This is a genomic window from Turicimonas sp. TL08, assembly GCF_054660695.1.
On record NZ_BAAGDP010000018.1, the window covers coordinates 26,898 to 43,237 of the forward strand.

Genomic DNA, 16,340 nt, shown 5'->3' on the forward strand with positions numbered 1-16,340 from the left:
CAGATATTTGAGTGTCGTATATCTTGAGGATGCCTTATCAAAAATCGAAAAATTGCCCCAAAGTAACTTCCCAGAGATACTCTCTAAATACATCGAGATGAACTTAGCTCATCCGTTCAGGAAGAAAAGCTGCTGGACGACTCGAATTTGGCTCAATATGCTTTTACGGAAACAGTTTGGAAGAGTCATAGATTGGACCAAAGTCGACAAAACATCATATCTCCAGGCAATGGATAGGAGTTTGATTAACCAATTGGAATTGAACGTTCTTTCGCAAAGAGCATTAAGTGACGATATAGACAACCTCGACATGATTTTGAACGGACTAGAGTCGTCTTACTTTTTCGATGAGACTTAAACTATTCTTCACTTCCAAGCAAAAGCTTTCTGAATAGATAGAATCAACAAAAACATCTGAGCGGGAAATTTATGGCATCACAAGATTCTTCTGAGAAAACCCAGAAACTTAAGAATTACTTTGACTTACCGGCACCGGCAAAGATTAATTTGTTTCTACATGTTGTCGGGAGAACAGACAACGGTTATCACCTTCTTCAGTCAGTTTTTCAATTAGTTTCACTTTTTGATTACATCGATCTGGAAGAATTGCCCGACGGAAAAATCGAAAGAGCCGGCGATATCAACTGGTCCGTCGAAAGCGATCTATGCTGGAAAGCTGCCAAACTTCTCCAAGAAAAATGCCCAGACAAAGGCGTACGAATTACCGTCAGAAAGAATATTCCTGATGGGGCCGGTCTCGGAGGAGGGTCCTCGGACGCAGCGACTGTGCTCATCGGCTTAAACCAAATGTGGGGCCTCGGACTGACCCGGCAGGACCTCTGCGGACTCGGCGTAAAACTCGGGGCCGATGTCCCCTTCTTTATCTTTGGCCAAACCGCATTTGCAGAAGGCATCGGAGAAGTTCTGCAGCCGGTGGAAACTGAAGAGATGCAATTCCAAATAATCTTCCCGGGAGTACGTGTTTCAACGGCAGAAATCTTTAATCACCCTGATTTGACACGTAATACGAATTTGTGCACAATAGCGAACCTTAAACAGCAACTGCACAATTTTGTTCAGTCACCCTGGGGTCGAAATGACTTGGAAACAGTCGCCCGATCCTTGTATGCTCCGATTGAACAAGCCGTTAAGTTGCTGACTCCTTTCGGAAATCCGAGAATGTCCGGGTCTGGTTCAGCTGTTTATGTGGCTGAAAAAAATCCGGGTGAAAAATCGGTTAAAATACCACTTCCTGAGAACTGGAGACAGTGGACTGTCAAAGGTTTGAAGAAACATCCGTTATGGAGTTGGACTTGTTAAAAGTTCAAAAAAATTAGATAGTTGCAGGAGAGTAGCCAAGTTGGTCAAGGCACCGGGTTTTGATCCCGGCATGCGAGGGTTCGAGTCCTTCCTCTCCTGCCATTTATTTTGGGCTTTTACTTTCCGTTCTTACCCTTATTTATTTGAGCATACAAATCATGGTCCAAATGGTCCCAGACAACCTGATGGTTTTTTCAGGCAATGCCAATCCAAAGCTTGCTGAAGCTGTTGGCAATCACTTAAATATCCCCCTTGGTCGCGCTAAAGTTTCCCGTTTCTCTGACGGTGAAGTTCAAGTAGAACTTCTTGAAAATGTTCGCGGTAAGGACGTATTCGTTGTCCAGCCAACCTGCCAACCGACTAATGATAATTTGATGGAATTGATCATTATGGTTGATGCATTGCGCAGAGCTTCCGCAGCTCGCATCACGGCTGTCATTCCTTACTATGGTTATGCCCGTCAGGACAGACGTCCTCGTTCAACCCGCGTCGCTATCAGTGCAAAAGTCGTAGCTAATATGCTCCAGGCTGCCGGCATTGACCGCGTTTTGACAATGGACCTCCACGCTGACCAAATTCAAGGTTTCTTCGACGTTCCAGTTGACAACATCTACGCCAGCCCGATTCTTCTCGGTGATTTGTGGAAGAAGAATTACTCTGACTTAGTCGTCGTTTCTCCGGACGTCGGCGGCGTTGTCAGAGCCAGAGCCGTTGCCAAGAGAATGGAAACGGATTTGGCCATTATCGATAAGCGCCGTCCCAGAGCTAATGTCTCTGAAGTCATGAATATTATCGGTGAAATCGAAAACAGAACTTGCGTTATTGTTGACGATATCGTTGATACTGCCGGAACATTGTGTCATGCTGCTGATGCACTTAAGGAAAGAGGAGCTAAGAGAGTCTTGGCTTATGCAACTCATCCTGTTTTCTCCGGTGCAGCAGTTGAAAAAATTACAAATTCAGCTCTCGATGAAGTCGTAGTTACTGATACAATTCCGCTTCGCGAAGACGCATTAAATTGTCCGAAAATCAGACAGTTGACATGCGCTTCATTGATTGGTGAAACAATCTCACGCATTGCTTGCGAATCCTCGGTAAGCAGCTTGTTTGCCGAATAAAAAAGCAAAAATTAATTTTATTCCTCTACTGACTGGTCGCGGTCAGTAGATTTGTTTTTGGAGTTTTTTAAATGAAATTTACTGCATCTACACGTAAGGCTCAAGGTACGGGTGCGAGCCGCCGCCTTCGCCGCGCTGACAAACTTCCTGGCATTGTTTATGGCGGAAAGGTTCCAGCTACTCCTATCGAGCTCGATCACAATGAAATTTTCCACGCTCTCCGCAAGGAAAAATTCCATGCTTCCATTCTCGATATGGAATTAGACGGTCAGAACGAAAAAGTTCTTCTCCGTGCTTTCCAGATGCATCCGTACAAACCGCAAGTTTTGCACATTGATTTCCAACGTATCGCTGCTGACGAACCAATCCATATGCACGTTCCACTTCACTTCATCGGCGAAGAAAAATCTCCTGCCGTTGTTGTTGAAAAAGCAAACGTTACACACACTCTTACTGAAATCGAAGTTGCCTGCTTGCCGGCTAACCTTCCTGAATTCATCACTGTTGATCTTTCCGGCTTGACAGTTCAGGAACCGATCCACGTTTCTAACTTGGCTCTTCCTGAAGGCGTTACTGCAGTTCTCAAACCTGAAGAAGATCCGACAGTTGCTTCCGCTGTTGTTATCACTGAAGAAGTTGATACACCGGCTGAACCGGAAGTTGCTGCTGACGCTGTTCCTGCAACAGCTGAAAAGTCTGCTGAGCAATAACAAAAGGTTACTTACTCAAAATGCCCTGTGCCCTTTCGGGTACAGGGCGTTTTTTATTCATAATGCAGACAATATTAATTGCTGTGCAGGCACAGCACTGGAGAATTTAATGTCTGAAAATCTATTCATGAAACTCGGCCTTGACGAAAAGCTGGCCAACGCTTTATCAAGGTTGGGTTTTGAAGAACCGACTCCAATCCAAACACATTCTATCCCAGCCCTTCTTGAAGGACGAGACGTCTTGGGTCAAGCAGCCACCGGTACCGGTAAAACAGCTGCATTCTCTCTGCCGTTGATTCAAAGATACTGTTTGAACAGTGAGCCAAAGAATCCGAAAGTATTGATTTTGACCCCGACACGTGAATTGTGTATTCAGGTCTCTGAAGCTATTCTGAGCTACAGCAGAGACTCCGGTGTTTATGTAACACCGATTTACGGCGGTCAGGATTACAGCCGTCAGATCAAAGCCCTTAACAGAGGCGTTCACATTGTTGTTGCAACACCGGGCAGAGCCTTAGATCACATTCGCAGAGGTACCCTCCATCTTCAAGATATTCAAGCGGTCGTTCTCGATGAAGCCGACGAAATGCTTGATATGGGATTTGCAGAAGATTTGGATGCAATTCTCAGTGCTCTTCCTGAAGAAAGACAAACCGCATTGTTCTCAGCTACATTGCCTGCCAGAATTACTAAGATGGCTGAAAATCAGCTGAACAATCCGTACCGCATTCTTATCCCGAAGGAAAAGGTTCCCGAAGGAGAACAGCCTAAAGTCAGACAGTCTGCATATATCGTCGGCAGAAACCACAGAGTTGCTGCTTTAGGCAGAATCTTGGATATCGAAAGCCCGAGACTGGCTATCGTCTTTGCACGTACAAGAAACGAAGTTGATGAACTTGCCGAAAGCCTTAGAGGCAGAGGCTACAGCGTAGAACCATTGCACGGCGGCTTGGATCAGGCCCAAAGAGACCGTGTCATGAAGAGAGCCAGAGCAGAACAAGTCGACGTTATTGTCGCAACTGACGTTGCTGCCCGCGGTATCGATATCGAACACTTAACTCACGTTATCAACTACGGTATTCCTGCTACAACTGAAACCTACGTTCACCGTATCGGCCGTACAGGCCGTGCAGGACGTGAAGGTACAGCCATCACAATTCTGGAACCGAGAGAAAGCAGACTGCTTAAGAACATTGAACGCATGACAAAACAGAAGATTCAAATTCTTTCTGTTCCGACAGCAACTGATGTTCATGCTAAACGTCTCGATCTCACAAGAGCCTCCGTTCATGAAATTTTGGTCGGCGAAAACGATTTGGGACGCTATCGTTCTATCGTTGAAACTCTCAGCAATGACTTCGACGTCTTGGATGTCGCAGCCGCTGCCGTCAAACTGGCCAACGAAAACAACTGGAAGGATTCTTACGACGTTGAAATCCCGAGCCAGATTGGCGTTAAGGAAGAAGGCCGTAAGCCGAGAAAACCATCTAAGTCTCCGCGCCGTACATCTGAAGGAATGGTTCGTCTGTTCATCGGTACCGGCAGAGATTCCGGCATCAGACCTCAGGATTTGGTTGGCGCCATTGCTAACGAGGCAGGTGTTTCTTCCAAGCTGATTGGTTCTATTGATATTGCAGACCGCTACTCACTTGTAGAAGTTGACGAAGAAATTGCTCAGAACGTTATTTTTGCATTACGCAGTGCCTACATCAAAGGAAAACAATGTGTAGTGCGGTATGATCGTCCGCCTGAAGAAAGAGGTTTCTTAGACGCAGAAGAACCTGTTGTTCGTAAAAGAGCAAAGAGAACTGCCGATAAGGACAAGAAAAAAGGAAAGAGCAAGTAAATGAGCGGTGTGAAGATGCCTCCGATTAAATTAATAGTCGGGCTGGGAAATATTGGTAAACCTTATGTTGGAACCAGACACAATGTCGGATTTCAGTTTACTGATGAAGTTCTGGCAAAATTCGGAGGCTTCTTTGAACCGAACAAACGCTTTTTCGGAGAAACAGCTACTACCCATATCTCGGGGAATGCAATCCTCGTATTGCAGCCCTCGACCTTAATGAATTTATCGGGCAGAGCTGTTTCTGCTGTCATTTCTTTTTATAAGTTCAAGCCGGAAGAGATCCTCGTCGTTCATGATGAACTTGACCTTCCTCCCGGCTCAATTAAATACAAAATCGGTGGAGGATGCGCGGGCCATAACGGCTTAAAGAGCATTTCTTCTCTGATTGGATCTCAAAACTTTCAGCGTCTGCGCATCGGCATCGGCCATCCCAGAGACAAGCAGCTTCAAACACCTGTTGCCGACTACGTCTTAAGTCGTCCGAGTCCCGATGATCGAATCCTGATTTCTCAGGCCGTCGCAAAAGGCATTGAGTTTCTTCCTCTGATTGCAGAGGGAAAAACTGAAGACGCCTTGCAAAAAATTAATTCATGACCGTCTCCAAAATTTTAGTAAGCGCCTGCTTGCTGGGAGACACAGTCCGCTATGACGGTGCGGGAAAACCGTGCCGTGAACTGCTGAGTTTCCTCAAAAATAAAGATTTCGAAGTCCACAAACTTTGTCCCGAGATGCTTGGGGGCCTTCCTGTTCCGCGAATCCCGGCGGAAATAGATGAGCATACGGACAAAGTATTAAACAAAAGCGGAACGGATGTTAGTAAACAGTTTTTATTAGGGGCTGAGAGCACCTTAAAATACTGCCAAAATAACGGGATAAAAATAGCAGTTTTAAAGTCTAAAAGTCCTTCTTGCGGAAAAGACCGAATCTATGGCGGTACTTTTTCAGGCCAGCTGCGCGACGGTACGGGTTGTACTGCTCGGCTTCTTATGCAGAACGGCATAGATGTCTTTGACGAAACTGAATTGAAAAAATTAGAAATTAAGCTTAAAGAATAGGAAATCTAAAAATGGGTTTGAAATGTGGAATCGTAGGGCTGCCTAACGTCGGCAAATCTACTCTTTTTAATGCATTGACAAAGGCAGGGATTGCCGCAGAAAACTATCCGTTCTGCACGATCGAACCAAACGTCGGTATCGTCGAAGTTCCTGATCCGAGACTTGCCAAGCTCGCTGAAATTGTTCATCCTCAGAAAATCATTCCGGCAACCGTTGAATTTGTTGATATTGCCGGCTTGGTAGCCGGTGCAAGCCAAGGCGAAGGTTTAGGAAACAAATTCTTGGCAAACATTCGTGAATGCGACGCTATTGCGCACATCGTCAGATGCTTTGAAGATGAAAACATCACTCACGTTGCTAACCACGTCAACCCGCTCGAAGATATCGAAGTCATTAATACGGAATTGGCTCTTGCTGATTTGGCCACCGTTGAAAAGCAATTAGCTAAATACTCCAAGCAGGCTCGCTCCGGCGGCGATAAAGAAGCTTTGAAGCTCGTTAAAGTCTTAGAAAAACTTCAGCCGGCTCTCAATGAAAACCAGCCTGCAAGAAGCGTAGAACTTACTCCGGAAGAAAAAGAAGTCATTAAGCCTCTCTTCCTTCTGACAATGAAGCCGACCATGTACGTTGCCAACGTTGAAGAAGGCGGTTTTGAAAACAATCCGCTTCTTGACCAAGTCCAAGAACATGCCGCCAAAGAAAATTCCATCGTCGTTGCCGTTTGCGCCAAGATTGAAGCGGAAATTTCCGACCTTCCGGAAGAAGACAAACTGGTTTTCTTGGAAGACCTCGGCATGCATGAACCGGGCTTAGACCGAGTCATTAGAGCCGCTTATCAGCTGCTGGGCCTCCAGACTTACTTCACCGCCGGTGAAAAAGAAGTCAGAGCTTGGACAATTCATATAGGCGACCTCGCCCCTCAGGCAGCCGGTGTTATTCACACTGACTTCGAAAGAGGGTTTATCCGTGCTCAAACCATCAGTTATAACGATTACATCAACTTCAAAGGCGAAAATGGAGCCAAAGAAGCTGGTAAATTAAGAGTTGAAGGTAAAGACTACGTTGTTCAGGACGGCGACGTCATGAACTTCTTATTTAACGTTTAAGAGACTCTTATGGCGCTTACCAGCACCAAGCAGAAAAAAGAAATCGGAGACCGACTGCGTTTCGAGAGAGAAAGGCTGGGCTACACGGAATTGCAGATTGCCCAGCTTCTCGGTATTCCTCTCGAAACTTACCAGCGTTTTGAGGCCGGTGAAACTGATCCCGGCATCTTCAGAATGCCGCGGCTTTTTGCCATCGGCTTCGACATCCTTTTTATCATTGCTGATGAGCGCCACATCCCCGGCGTGGAAGAAGACGTTCTGCTTAAAAAGTTCCGGACGCTTTCTCTCAAAGGCAGAGCAACCGTATTCAACACTATTGATGCGTTAGAAAGACTCGGCCCGAACATTAAACGCAAAATTAGAAACGCCACCAGAAGCGATCATTCTAAAGACTGAGATGCGCGCTCATTCTTTCCTTGGTTTTATACCCAAGACCTGCGTCCGGTTTCTATGTCTTCCAACTATGAGGTCATGACCAAATGACTAAATCGGCTCCCGGCATTTCTCGGATGAATTTGGAGCATCTGAAAACATTCCACGTTGTCGCTAGTTTGGGAAGTTTTACCGAAGCCGCCAAAGTATTATTCCTGAGCCAGCCAGCGGTATCTCAACAAATACAAGGCCTCGAACACGCTTTAAAGAACCCTCTTTTTGACAGAGGCAAGCGCCAAATCCGCCTTACTGCCAGAGGAAAAATTCTTTTTAACCACACCCAACGGCTATTCGGAATATTTAAAGAAATTGAAAGTGTCTTCAACGATCTCAATCAACTGCAGACCGGAGAGCTGACCATCGCAGCTAGTGCTGTCATGGGCAACTACTTCTTGCCCGACATCATCGCTGAGTTTTCCAAAACGTATCCTCTCATCAATATTCGGTTAGAAATGGGAGACTCGGCCCATGTCACGGAATTGGTGGAGAAAGGTGCGGCTGATTTGGCTTTATCAAGGCATGTAGAAGGCCTCAAAAACTGCCATCAGGAGCTTTTGTCCAAAGAGCCTTACGTTTGCGTGTGCTCACCTACTTTTCCTCTTGCAGCTCTTAAAAAAGCCATTACTCCGGAAGAGTTCGGCAAAAACTATTTGGTTATGCGCCAAAGAGGCAGCAGAATGCGCTCCAAGATAGAAGAATGGTTCGGATCGGTGGGTGCATCTGAATTCTTGTCAGCACCATTGATTGAAGTCAATAGTCTTGAGAGTTCAAAACATTTAATCCAAAGCGGAATCGGAATGGCGGCTTTTCCGCTGGTCGCTGTTAAAGAAGAAATCAAGCAAGAAAAGCTATTAGAAGTACATGTGAAGAACTTTAGCGTCACGGCCGACTATTTTCTAGGCATTAATCCAAACCAAGACTTATCTCCGGCAGCTTTTCAGTTTATTTCATTGTTAAAAAACAAAACTTCTGGAACCGATTAGCTACCATTTCATAAGATTAGCTTATAGGTCTTATATGAATTAATAATTTTCCTTTTTGCTACTGAGGATCCACAATGTTCCTATCCAAACTTAGTAACTCACGGACACTCTAAGGAGACAAAAGTGGCAAAAGAGATTGAAAGAAAATTTTTAGTTATCGGCGATGAATGGAAGAAAGGTGCCGTCGGAACTCTTTACCGTCAAGGCTATCTCAACAGCGCAAAAGAAAGAACCGTCCGAATCCGCACAATTGATGACAAAGCTTTTCTCACTATCAAGGGTTTGACCGTCAGCTGCACTCGTCTTGAGTTTGAATATCCCATTCCTCATGCCGATTGCGTAAAGATGCTTGACGATTTAGCCGAAAAGCCAATCATTGAAAAAACCCGCTACAAGATCCCTGCAGGAAATGGCTTGACCTGGGAAATCGATGAATTCCATGGCGTCAACGAAGGTTTAGTTGTGGCTGAGATTGAGTTGCCTTCCGAAGAAACACCGTTTGAAAAGCCGGCTTGGCTTGGCGAAGAGGTCTCTTCCGATCCCCGCTATTTCAACTCAAACTTAGTTGCACATCCTTTCACAACTTGGGACAAGTAGGAGAACGTCATGGCCAATCCATATGAAAAGAATCAAGCAATTAGTGCCGAAGAGGCTTCAAAGATCGTTCCTAGAGCCGAGTTCCGCGTTTTTGGCAAAGACATCATCAAAGGCGTGCAGGAGCACATGTGGCAATGCAAAGCTACTCTTTATGCAGCCCGCGTTATGCCGGCTGAGACCTATTTCTTGTCAAGAAATACCAATGATGCCAATGTGAAAGTCCGTGACGGTTTGCTCGATATCAAGACCAAGGTCGGCGAAACTCCGGAAGGTTATGAAATCTTCCAACCTCGCGGCAAGTTCCGCTTCCCCGTCAAAAAGGAAGAACTCGACGTCATCCTCTCTCATTTGAAGGTTGAAATTCCTCTTACTCAAGAAACATACACGCTTGAGGAATTCGTAGACATCGCCCGCAAGAACAGCGAATTGGCTGTAGTTGTGGTCGAAAAGAAGCGCTTCGGTTTCTCCGTTAACGGCGTTATCTGCGAATACGCCAAGGTATGGTTCAACGGTGCGATGGTTGAAACCGCCTGCTGCGAAAGTGAGAACTACGAAAGCATGAAGACAGCTACGGAAGCTTTAGGGATCTCTGAACTTCCGAATACTAACTATCTTAAAGCCGCTAAACAGGTACTTGGAATGGTCTGAACCTTCCGTGTTTAGGGTGGACTGAAAAGGGAGGCGGTGAAATACCGCCTTGAAGAATATGACTACAAATACCAGCCAGCAAAACTTTGATCCTCTGGATTTGAATGCTTATTCTTTGAATAAGCTTCCGAAGAAACAATTAACAAAAGTCGGTGAATTCTTTAAGAGTTGGGGCCTGCCTATTGCCGCGGCCATCTACGTGCTTTTGGCTTACTTCATTCCGATTCCAATCCTCAATGACAAACAGCAAATTATGTTCGCCCTCTTTGCGACATCGCTGTTTCTCTGGATTAGCGAAACGGTTCCAAACTATGTCACCTCCATGATCTTGATTTGCGGACTGGTTCTAACCGGAATACTCAAAGCGAAGCCGGCAATGGCAACTTTGGGCGATCCGGTTATTTGGCTGAACGTTGCGGCATTTATTTTGGCTAGTGCCTTAGTAAAGACTCAGCTCGTCAAGAGAGTCGCTTTGTGGCTGATTCTTCGATTCGGTAAAAATGCTTCTGCAATATTCCTGACATTTCTAGGAATCAATGTGATCTTGGCAGCTTTCATTAATGCGACCGCTGCTAAAGCCGCTTTGATGATGCCGCTGTTCATGGTGATTTCTGCCGTTTACGGAGCTCCGGGAACCGATAAAACCAATAATTTCTCCAGAAACTTGGTGCTGTACAACCTGGTTATGATTAATGCCAGCTGCAATGCCTTTATGACAGGCTCCGGCGCCAACTTGCTTGCAATTGCACTCTTAGCCGGTGCCGGCTGCACAATTTATTATTTCGATTGGTTGATGGCCGGCCTTCCTTTGGTCATCGGTTTTGGAATCATCGGTTATGCTCTCGGCATGAGATTCATCTTTCCGGTCTCGAAAGAAGATACTCTTCCGAAACTTGAAGGCGGGATGGAATCTCTTAAGAAGGCCTACGAGGATCTAGGTCCGGTTAAACTCAATGAGCTCAAAGCCATCATTGTTTTCGGATTAGTACTTTTAGTGTGGGCCACCGATAAAATTCACGGTCTTAATGCTACCGTCGTTGCCATGGCCGGAGCGGTCATTATGCTCACTCCTCAATTCAAACTCTTAAATTGGAATGACGTTGATGTTCCTTGGCATCTGATGATTTTCTCGGCAGGTGCGTACGCTCTCGGTGCAGGCTTAACTACAACGAAGTTAATGGACACGCTGACCAAGGCCATGATGGACACGCTCGGTCTTGCTTCCATGAGCTATTTCTCACTTTATGCTCTTTTGACCGGCATATTTATTGCCAGCCACTTTATTTTCCAAAGCAAGAATATGCGCACGATCATTTTCATGCCTATCGTTATCGGCATTGCACAAGAGCTGAAGATTGACATCTTATCCTTGGCCATTCCAGTTGCTCTTTGCATCAACGTATGCTGGAGCCTGCCATTCAATGCAAAACCAAACGCCATGCTGTACGGCACAAACAAATACACCATGGGCGAATCGTTCTATTACGGTTTTGTAATGTCTCTGCTGTACTGGGCAGGACTTTTATTGGCCGGCGCTACTTACTTCAAGTGGCTTGGCATCACTCCGGGATTTTTCTAAAAATTGAGCTACGGGCAGAGCTTAAAAACTCTGCCTGTTTCTTTTCCTTACCTCTCTAAAACTTCCTCTTAACCAAACTTGAGTTATCCAATCCGTTGTATTCCGGCCAGATCAAGGACACGGCATATGGCCCGGGACATTTCTTTTCCTCAGCTCTTTGATAGCTTCTTCAAGTTTTTTGTGAGATTCGGCAGATAACGGAAAAGAGTCTTCATATTCAAGAATCTGTTTTCGAAAAACAAACAGATCAAAGCCACTGTAGGTAGGATCCTCGAAGTACGTCGGCAACTTCGCATCGATCACGCTATCGGCGTCAGAGAAAAATTCAACTGTGAAACCTTTTCGGGAAGCCACCTCAGCGATATAAGTCTCAATTGAATCATCAATCATATCCATGTAGTCTAAGCAACAAGTCCAAACAAACATACGAGAGTACTCTCCATTTTCATCTGCCCTCCACAACGAAACGGAAGGCCCGAGATATGGATCCTCAGCGTACTTGAGATCACAGAATTGCAACTTGGACATCTCAGCTATGAAGTATCCTCCGGCCGGATCCGGAAAAACCATCAACATTGGCTTTCTGTACGGCTCAAATGCCTGTCTAAGTTCTATTAGACTCATGAATCTCTCCTTTACTAATTGGATATGGATAAATTTTCCCGCTTGCTTTAGTTTTTATGGAATCTCCTGCAGCTGTATCCGTCTCATTGCTTTTCTGAGAACTCGAAAAGGTTTCTGCCTGTCACTTCTTGGCTTGTTATCTGTCGGCTAATGAATTTTCTTAGAGGAACAACCAAAGGAAATTTTTCTTTAAGTCAGTCCGAAAGCCTGCGGAAAAATGATTAAAAGTTTTAAAGCTGAATGCGCAGAAATTGTCTTTCTACCTTCAATCAACTTTTGATCACACAACGTACAACAAGAGCACTTACGTTATTCAAATTCGCTATATCCTGCTGTAAAACAAAACAGATGCAACTGCTTCAACATCAAGACAGTCGACCGTACTGTAGGGAGTTCTTCCAGCAGAGCCCTACTCTATTCTTTCGAATTACCGGGCATTAGTAAGCCGTTAAGACAACACTCCTCCCACAGAATATTTATTTCTGGCCTTAAAAATATGGGAATTAATTTCAAGATCGATGAAACGCTGCAGAAGAAATTGTTTTCGCTACTTTACGGCATTAAAAAAGATTTTAGAACAGAGATTTTTCCTGTGTCACAAAACTTTCCGTCCTCGGCCACTCCTCTGTAAGGCGGAGAGTTCAGCAGCACAATTTTATGCCGAATTAGAAAAAGGATATAAACAAATTGAAGAAGGCAAAGGCATTCCCGTTGAAGTTGTTTTTACTGAACTTCGAACAAGATATGGTCTGTGAGATTAAGATTTCTTAGATAAAACAATGGGATGTTGTTTTCTTCTCCAAAAGAGTTTACGTTTTAATATTTGCTTTCGTTCAAACCAAAGTTTTAATTAGAAGACAGGATACCCAAGCTATCTACAAGGACAGCTCTTATAAAAAAAGAAAAGAATAATTGATGGAGGTCTTTTCTTTCGAACCAATCAACCCCTCTCCTCAATTTTAAAACTAACCTTTTAATCTTTAAGCCTTACTCCTAACTAGTAAAAAAATCCGTTCAAACATCTCCTCGCACCCAAAATGCGTCATCGAATCAAGGACATAAACCCATTCTGGTAGGTCTTGAAAATCTATATAACACCCCCAGACCTAGACTCGTCTGCAGAACTATCTAATTAGTGTTAACACTACCCCTGAGGCATAAAATGTCCTTGCAAAATTTAAAAACTACCCGCAGGCTTTTTCTAAAGTCTTCCGGTGCATTTGGCCTGATAGGTGCCGCTAACATGGCGCTTGCCGGAGATCGATTCCTCCCATCGCAAAAACTTCCTTGGAAACTGCAGGAAACCCGAGAAAACGTTGGCATCTGCTGCTTCTGTGCAGGCGGCTGCGGTGTCATCACCTCTACGCGCAACGGAAAAATCGTCAACGTAGAAGGCGATCCGGATAACCCGATTAATTTAGGAGGTCTTTGCGCAAAAGGTTCTTCTTTGATAGGTCTCTGCGACATCATCGATAAAAAAGGAAAATTGGTTCCGCATCCATATCGTTTGACTCAGCCTTTGGTCCGCAGACCGGGCAAGTCTGAGTGGGAACCGATTTCTTGGAGCAATGCCATCAACGAAATGGCACAAGCAATCAAAAAAACTCGTGACGAAACATTTACCGCAACCGACAACGGCGTCACGGTCAACCGCACACAAGGTATTGCAGCCTTCGGCTGCGGCAAAGTCAATAACGAAGAATGCTTCGCTTTCAACAAATTCTGCCGCTCTTTAGGCATGGTAGAAATCGATAACCAGGCACGCGTCTGCGAATCTTCTACTGTTTCCGGTCTTTCACCGTCATTCGGCCGCGGCGCTATGACCAACAATTGGTGCGACTTCAAAAACTCTGATGTCTATATGACCATCGGTTCCAACAACTGCGAAAACCATCCGTTGTCCTCTCGTTGGATTCACAGAGGAATCGACAAAGGAGCTAAATGGATTGTTGTCGACCCGAGATTTACGCGTACCGCCTCCCAAGCTGATATCTATGCTCACATCCGTCCGGGTACCGACATCGCCTTCTTTGGCGGCTTGATGAACTACATTCTGTCCAACGGCCTTTATCAGAAAGAATACGTTTTAAATTACACCAACGCCTCATATTTGATTGATCCGGCATTCGGATTTGACCCGGAAACGGGATTTTTCTCCGGCTGGGATCCTGAGGCTAAGAATTACAAAACACGCACTTGGAAATACCAGCTGGAAAAGAAATTAAGCTGGAAAGACGCTCATGGCGAAGACGGCAAATGGGTAAATGATCCGGGTGTACCGAAGTTCACTCCGCCGGATGAATTAGTTCCTAAAAAAGATCCCACACTTCAAGATCCGAACTGCGTTCTTAACTTAATGGCAAAGCACTATTCTCGCTACACCATTGATAAAGTTTCTCAAGTCACCGGCATTGAAAAGAATGTTCTGGAAAAAGTCTATGAAACATTTGCTTCGACCGGCGCTCCGGGAAAGAGCGGCAGCATCATTTACGCATTAGGACAAGCTCAGCACCACTACGGCTCTCAAAACTGCCGCAGCATGTGTATGGTTCAGCTTTTGCTCGGCAACATCGGTGTTGCCGGCGGCGGCATCAATGCTTTAAGAGGCGAATCCAACGTTCAAGGTTCAACCGACATGGGTATCGGTATGGACAGCACGCCGGGTTATTTAGCATGGCCGATTGCAGAACAGCACCCGAACCTTACGGCTTACTTGAATGCAGAGACACCGGGAAGCGGCTTCTATATGAATAAACCGAAACTTCTGGTTTCCATGCTCAAGGAGTGGTACGGTGACAACGCAACGGTAGACAATGACTACTGCTATGACTTATGGCCGAAACGCACATTGGCGCATAACGACTCCACGATGCCAAGCTTCCACTACATGAACCAAAACCAGTGTAAAGGCTACATCGTCATGGCCAGCAATCCGGCCACTTCTACGCCGAACGCCAAATTTGCCCGTGAGGCAATGCGCAACCTTGACTGGTTGATTGTGGCTGACTGGTTCCCGACTGAAACCGCTACTTTCTGGAAAGCTCCGGGAATGGATCCTGCAAAGATCAATACAACGGTTTATATGCTACCGGCAGCGATGATCTTCGAAAAAGAAGGTTCCATTACCAATTCCGGACGTTGGATTCAGTGGCGACAGAAAGCTGTCGAACCGATGGGCGACGCAAAGAGCGATTTCGAAATCCTTTCCTTGCTCTTCTTGAGACTGCAGCACCTCTATAGAAAAGAAGGCGGAGCCTGCCCTGACCAAGTCACAAAGGTCAATTGGAACTATAGAAATCCAAACGGCAAACTCGATGTATTAGCGGCAGCTCATGCATTAAACGGTTATAACACTAAGACCGGTAAACTCATCAAGAGCTTTAGTGATCTGAAAGCTGATGGCTCTACTGCCTGCGGTCTTTGGATTTACTCCGGTTACTACAACAACGATCCTCACAAGTGGGAACCGATGATGCAGCCTTGCACAAGACGTTCAATGGCTGACCCGACTGATCTTGCTCTTTATTCCGGTTGGTGCTTCTCTTGGCCGGCAAACCGCAGAATTCTGTATAACCGCGCTAGCTGCAATATGCAGGGCAAGCCGTGGAATCCTGAAAAAACACTTGTTGAATGGAATGGCAGCTCATGGAAGTGCAATGACGTTCCGGATTTCGTTGCTAGTGAAAAACTTCCTAACGGTACGGTAGTTCCGGTTCCGCCTAATAACAAAGCTTTCGATATGACTTGGGAAGAATGCTCGAGACTTTTTGCTCAACAGATGGTTGACGGTCCATTCTCCGAAGCTTACGAACCGTTTGAATCGCCGACCAAGAATGTCTTCAACGGCCATCAGAACGATCCGATGATTCAGTTTACCGATTTGCCGGGCGTTAACCGCGGCAGTCCGGAAGAATTCCCGATTGTGGCTACAACTTATGCGATGGCCGAACACTGGCAATCCGGTGTTCAGACCCGAAACCAGCCTTGGTTGGTTCAAATTATGCCTCGTCCTTTCATTGAAATCTCGAAGGAACTGGCAGAAGAAAAAGGCATCAAGAATGGCGATGTAGTCAGAATCTTTAACAGACGTGCATCCGTTCAAGCTTTCGCAATGGTAACCGTCCGGTTTAAACCGCTGATGATCAACGGCAAAAAGACTCATGTCATTGGACTGATTAGGCACTGGAGTTGGCAGTCGTGTTATTCCACGGGAGACACGATGAACGATCTCACGCCAAATGTAGGTGACGGAAACAGCTTTATTCCTGAATACAAAGCGTTCCTCGTCAATATTGAAAAAGTTGCCTAAAGGAATTCCA

At 45.5% G+C, this 16,340-nt stretch carries 15 protein-coding genes and 1 tRNA gene; 15 read left to right on the forward strand and 1 reads right to left on the reverse strand.

From position 1 onward, the window contains the following. The first annotated feature begins 7 nt into the window (after positions 1 to 7). The 14 genes from ACYQ4O_RS09495 (at position 8) to ACYQ4O_RS09560 (ending at position 11,397) form a co-directional block, all read left to right on the forward strand. Positions 8 to 358 carry a hypothetical protein gene (locus ACYQ4O_RS09495; protein ID WP_286313584.1) on the forward strand — a complete coding sequence of 117 codons (351 nt, stop codon included), beginning with the start codon at positions 8 to 10 and terminating at the stop codon, positions 356 to 358. 71 nt (positions 359 to 429) lie between these two features. Continuing rightward, positions 430 to 1,320, forward strand: coding sequence for a 4-(cytidine 5'-diphospho)-2-C-methyl-D-erythritol kinase (ispE, locus tag ACYQ4O_RS09500; RefSeq protein ID WP_460175449.1), 891 nt, complete (start codon positions 430 to 432; stop codon positions 1,318 to 1,320). Positions 1,321 to 1,345: 25 nt separating this feature from the next. Beyond that, positions 1,346 to 1,422 (forward strand) — tRNA-Gln (locus tag ACYQ4O_RS09505). Positions 1,423 to 1,487: 65 nt separating this feature from the next. Next, positions 1,488 to 2,438: a ribose-phosphate pyrophosphokinase gene (locus ACYQ4O_RS09510; RefSeq protein WP_066595976.1), complete on the forward strand. Its 951-nt coding sequence runs from the start codon at positions 1,488 to 1,490 to the stop codon at positions 2,436 to 2,438. Positions 2,439 to 2,509: 71 nt separating this feature from the next. Beyond that, positions 2,510 to 3,148, forward strand: a complete 639-nt coding sequence (locus ACYQ4O_RS09515; RefSeq protein WP_460175450.1) for a 50S ribosomal protein L25/general stress protein Ctc — start codon at positions 2,510 to 2,512, stop codon at positions 3,146 to 3,148. A gap of 109 nt (positions 3,149 to 3,257) precedes the next feature. After that, positions 3,258 to 4,994 carry a DEAD/DEAH box helicase gene (locus tag ACYQ4O_RS09520; RefSeq protein WP_308513764.1) on the forward strand — a complete coding sequence of 579 codons (1,737 nt, stop codon included), beginning with the start codon at positions 3,258 to 3,260 and terminating at the stop codon, positions 4,992 to 4,994. Then, positions 4,995 to 5,591, forward strand: coding sequence for an aminoacyl-tRNA hydrolase (pth, locus tag ACYQ4O_RS09525; RefSeq protein ID WP_460175451.1), 597 nt, complete (start codon positions 4,995 to 4,997; stop codon positions 5,589 to 5,591). Further along, positions 5,588 to 6,052 (forward strand): 2-thiouracil desulfurase family protein, encoded by a 465-nt coding sequence (locus tag ACYQ4O_RS09530; RefSeq protein ID WP_460175452.1) that lies wholly within the window; start codon positions 5,588 to 5,590, stop codon positions 6,050 to 6,052. Before pth ends, ACYQ4O_RS09530 begins: the two co-directional genes overlap by 4 nt. Positions 6,053 to 6,063: 11 nt before the next feature. After that, the gene (gene ychF, locus ACYQ4O_RS09535; protein WP_308513761.1) at positions 6,064 to 7,158 is read left to right on the forward strand and encodes a redox-regulated ATPase YchF; all 1,095 of its coding nucleotides are present in this window, start codon (positions 6,064 to 6,066) and stop codon (positions 7,156 to 7,158) included. A gap of 9 nt (positions 7,159 to 7,167) precedes the next feature. Next, positions 7,168 to 7,554 (forward strand): helix-turn-helix domain-containing protein, encoded by a 387-nt coding sequence (locus ACYQ4O_RS09540; protein WP_066594589.1) that lies wholly within the window; start codon positions 7,168 to 7,170, stop codon positions 7,552 to 7,554. A gap of 83 nt (positions 7,555 to 7,637) precedes the next feature. Continuing rightward, positions 7,638 to 8,573: a LysR family transcriptional regulator gene (locus ACYQ4O_RS09545; protein WP_308513760.1), complete on the forward strand. Its 936-nt coding sequence runs from the start codon at positions 7,638 to 7,640 to the stop codon at positions 8,571 to 8,573. Positions 8,574 to 8,696: 123 nt separating this feature from the next. Next, positions 8,697 to 9,170, forward strand: a complete 474-nt coding sequence (locus ACYQ4O_RS09550; protein ID WP_066594592.1) for a CYTH domain-containing protein — start codon at positions 8,697 to 8,699, stop codon at positions 9,168 to 9,170. 9 nt (positions 9,171 to 9,179) lie between these two features. Next, on the forward strand, positions 9,180 to 9,818 hold the full coding sequence (locus ACYQ4O_RS09555) for a hypothetical protein (protein ID WP_460175453.1): 639 nt from the start codon (positions 9,180 to 9,182) through the stop codon (positions 9,816 to 9,818). 58 nt (positions 9,819 to 9,876) lie between these two features. Then, the gene (locus tag ACYQ4O_RS09560; RefSeq protein ID WP_308513758.1) at positions 9,877 to 11,397 is read left to right on the forward strand and encodes an SLC13 family permease; all 1,521 of its coding nucleotides are present in this window, start codon (positions 9,877 to 9,879) and stop codon (positions 11,395 to 11,397) included. Positions 11,398 to 11,508: 111 nt separating this feature from the next. Here ACYQ4O_RS09560 and ACYQ4O_RS09565 read toward each other — a convergent pair whose 3' ends face one another. Beyond that, a complete protein-coding gene (locus ACYQ4O_RS09565) occupies positions 11,509 to 12,021 on the reverse strand; it encodes a hypothetical protein (RefSeq protein ID WP_460175454.1) in 513 nt (170 codons plus the stop codon). Between the two features lie 1,162 nt (positions 12,022 to 13,183). On the opposite strand from ACYQ4O_RS09565, the gene ACYQ4O_RS09570 reads away from it, so the two are divergent. After that, positions 13,184 to 16,330: a molybdopterin-dependent oxidoreductase gene (locus ACYQ4O_RS09570; RefSeq protein WP_460175455.1), complete on the forward strand. Its 3,147-nt coding sequence runs from the start codon at positions 13,184 to 13,186 to the stop codon at positions 16,328 to 16,330. The last annotated feature ends 10 nt before the right edge of the window (positions 16,331 to 16,340 follow it).

Excerpts from the sequence above, each read along its gene's own strand:
- ACYQ4O_RS09545 (WP_308513760.1), top strand. The coding sequence starts at position 7,638 with ATGACTAAATCGGCTCCCGGCATTTCTCGGATGAATTTGGAGCATCTG.
- ychF (WP_308513761.1), top strand. The coding sequence starts at position 6,064 with ATGGGTTTGAAATGTGGAATCGTAGGGCTGCCTAACGTCGGCAAATCT.
- ACYQ4O_RS09555 (WP_460175453.1), top strand. The coding sequence starts at position 9,180 with ATGGCCAATCCATATGAAAAGAATCAAGCAATTAGTGCCGAAGAGGCT.
- ACYQ4O_RS09570 (WP_460175455.1), top strand. The coding sequence starts at position 13,184 with ATGTCCTTGCAAAATTTAAAAACTACCCGCAGGCTTTTTCTAAAGTCT.
- ACYQ4O_RS09540 (WP_066594589.1), top strand. The coding sequence starts at position 7,168 with ATGGCGCTTACCAGCACCAAGCAGAAAAAAGAAATCGGAGACCGACTG.
- ACYQ4O_RS09560 (WP_308513758.1), top strand. The coding sequence starts at position 9,877 with ATGACTACAAATACCAGCCAGCAAAACTTTGATCCTCTGGATTTGAAT.
- ispE (WP_460175449.1), top strand. The coding sequence starts at position 430 with ATGGCATCACAAGATTCTTCTGAGAAAACCCAGAAACTTAAGAATTAC.
- ACYQ4O_RS09530 (WP_460175452.1), top strand. The coding sequence starts at position 5,588 with ATGACCGTCTCCAAAATTTTAGTAAGCGCCTGCTTGCTGGGAGACACA.
- ACYQ4O_RS09515 (WP_460175450.1), top strand. The coding sequence starts at position 2,510 with ATGAAATTTACTGCATCTACACGTAAGGCTCAAGGTACGGGTGCGAGC.
- pth (WP_460175451.1), top strand. The coding sequence starts at position 4,995 with ATGAGCGGTGTGAAGATGCCTCCGATTAAATTAATAGTCGGGCTGGGA.
- ACYQ4O_RS09510 (WP_066595976.1), top strand. The coding sequence starts at position 1,488 with ATGGTCCCAGACAACCTGATGGTTTTTTCAGGCAATGCCAATCCAAAG.
- ACYQ4O_RS09520 (WP_308513764.1), top strand. The coding sequence starts at position 3,258 with ATGTCTGAAAATCTATTCATGAAACTCGGCCTTGACGAAAAGCTGGCC.
- ACYQ4O_RS09565 (WP_460175454.1), bottom strand. The coding sequence starts at position 12,021 with ATGAGTCTAATAGAACTTAGACAGGCATTTGAGCCGTACAGAAAGCCA.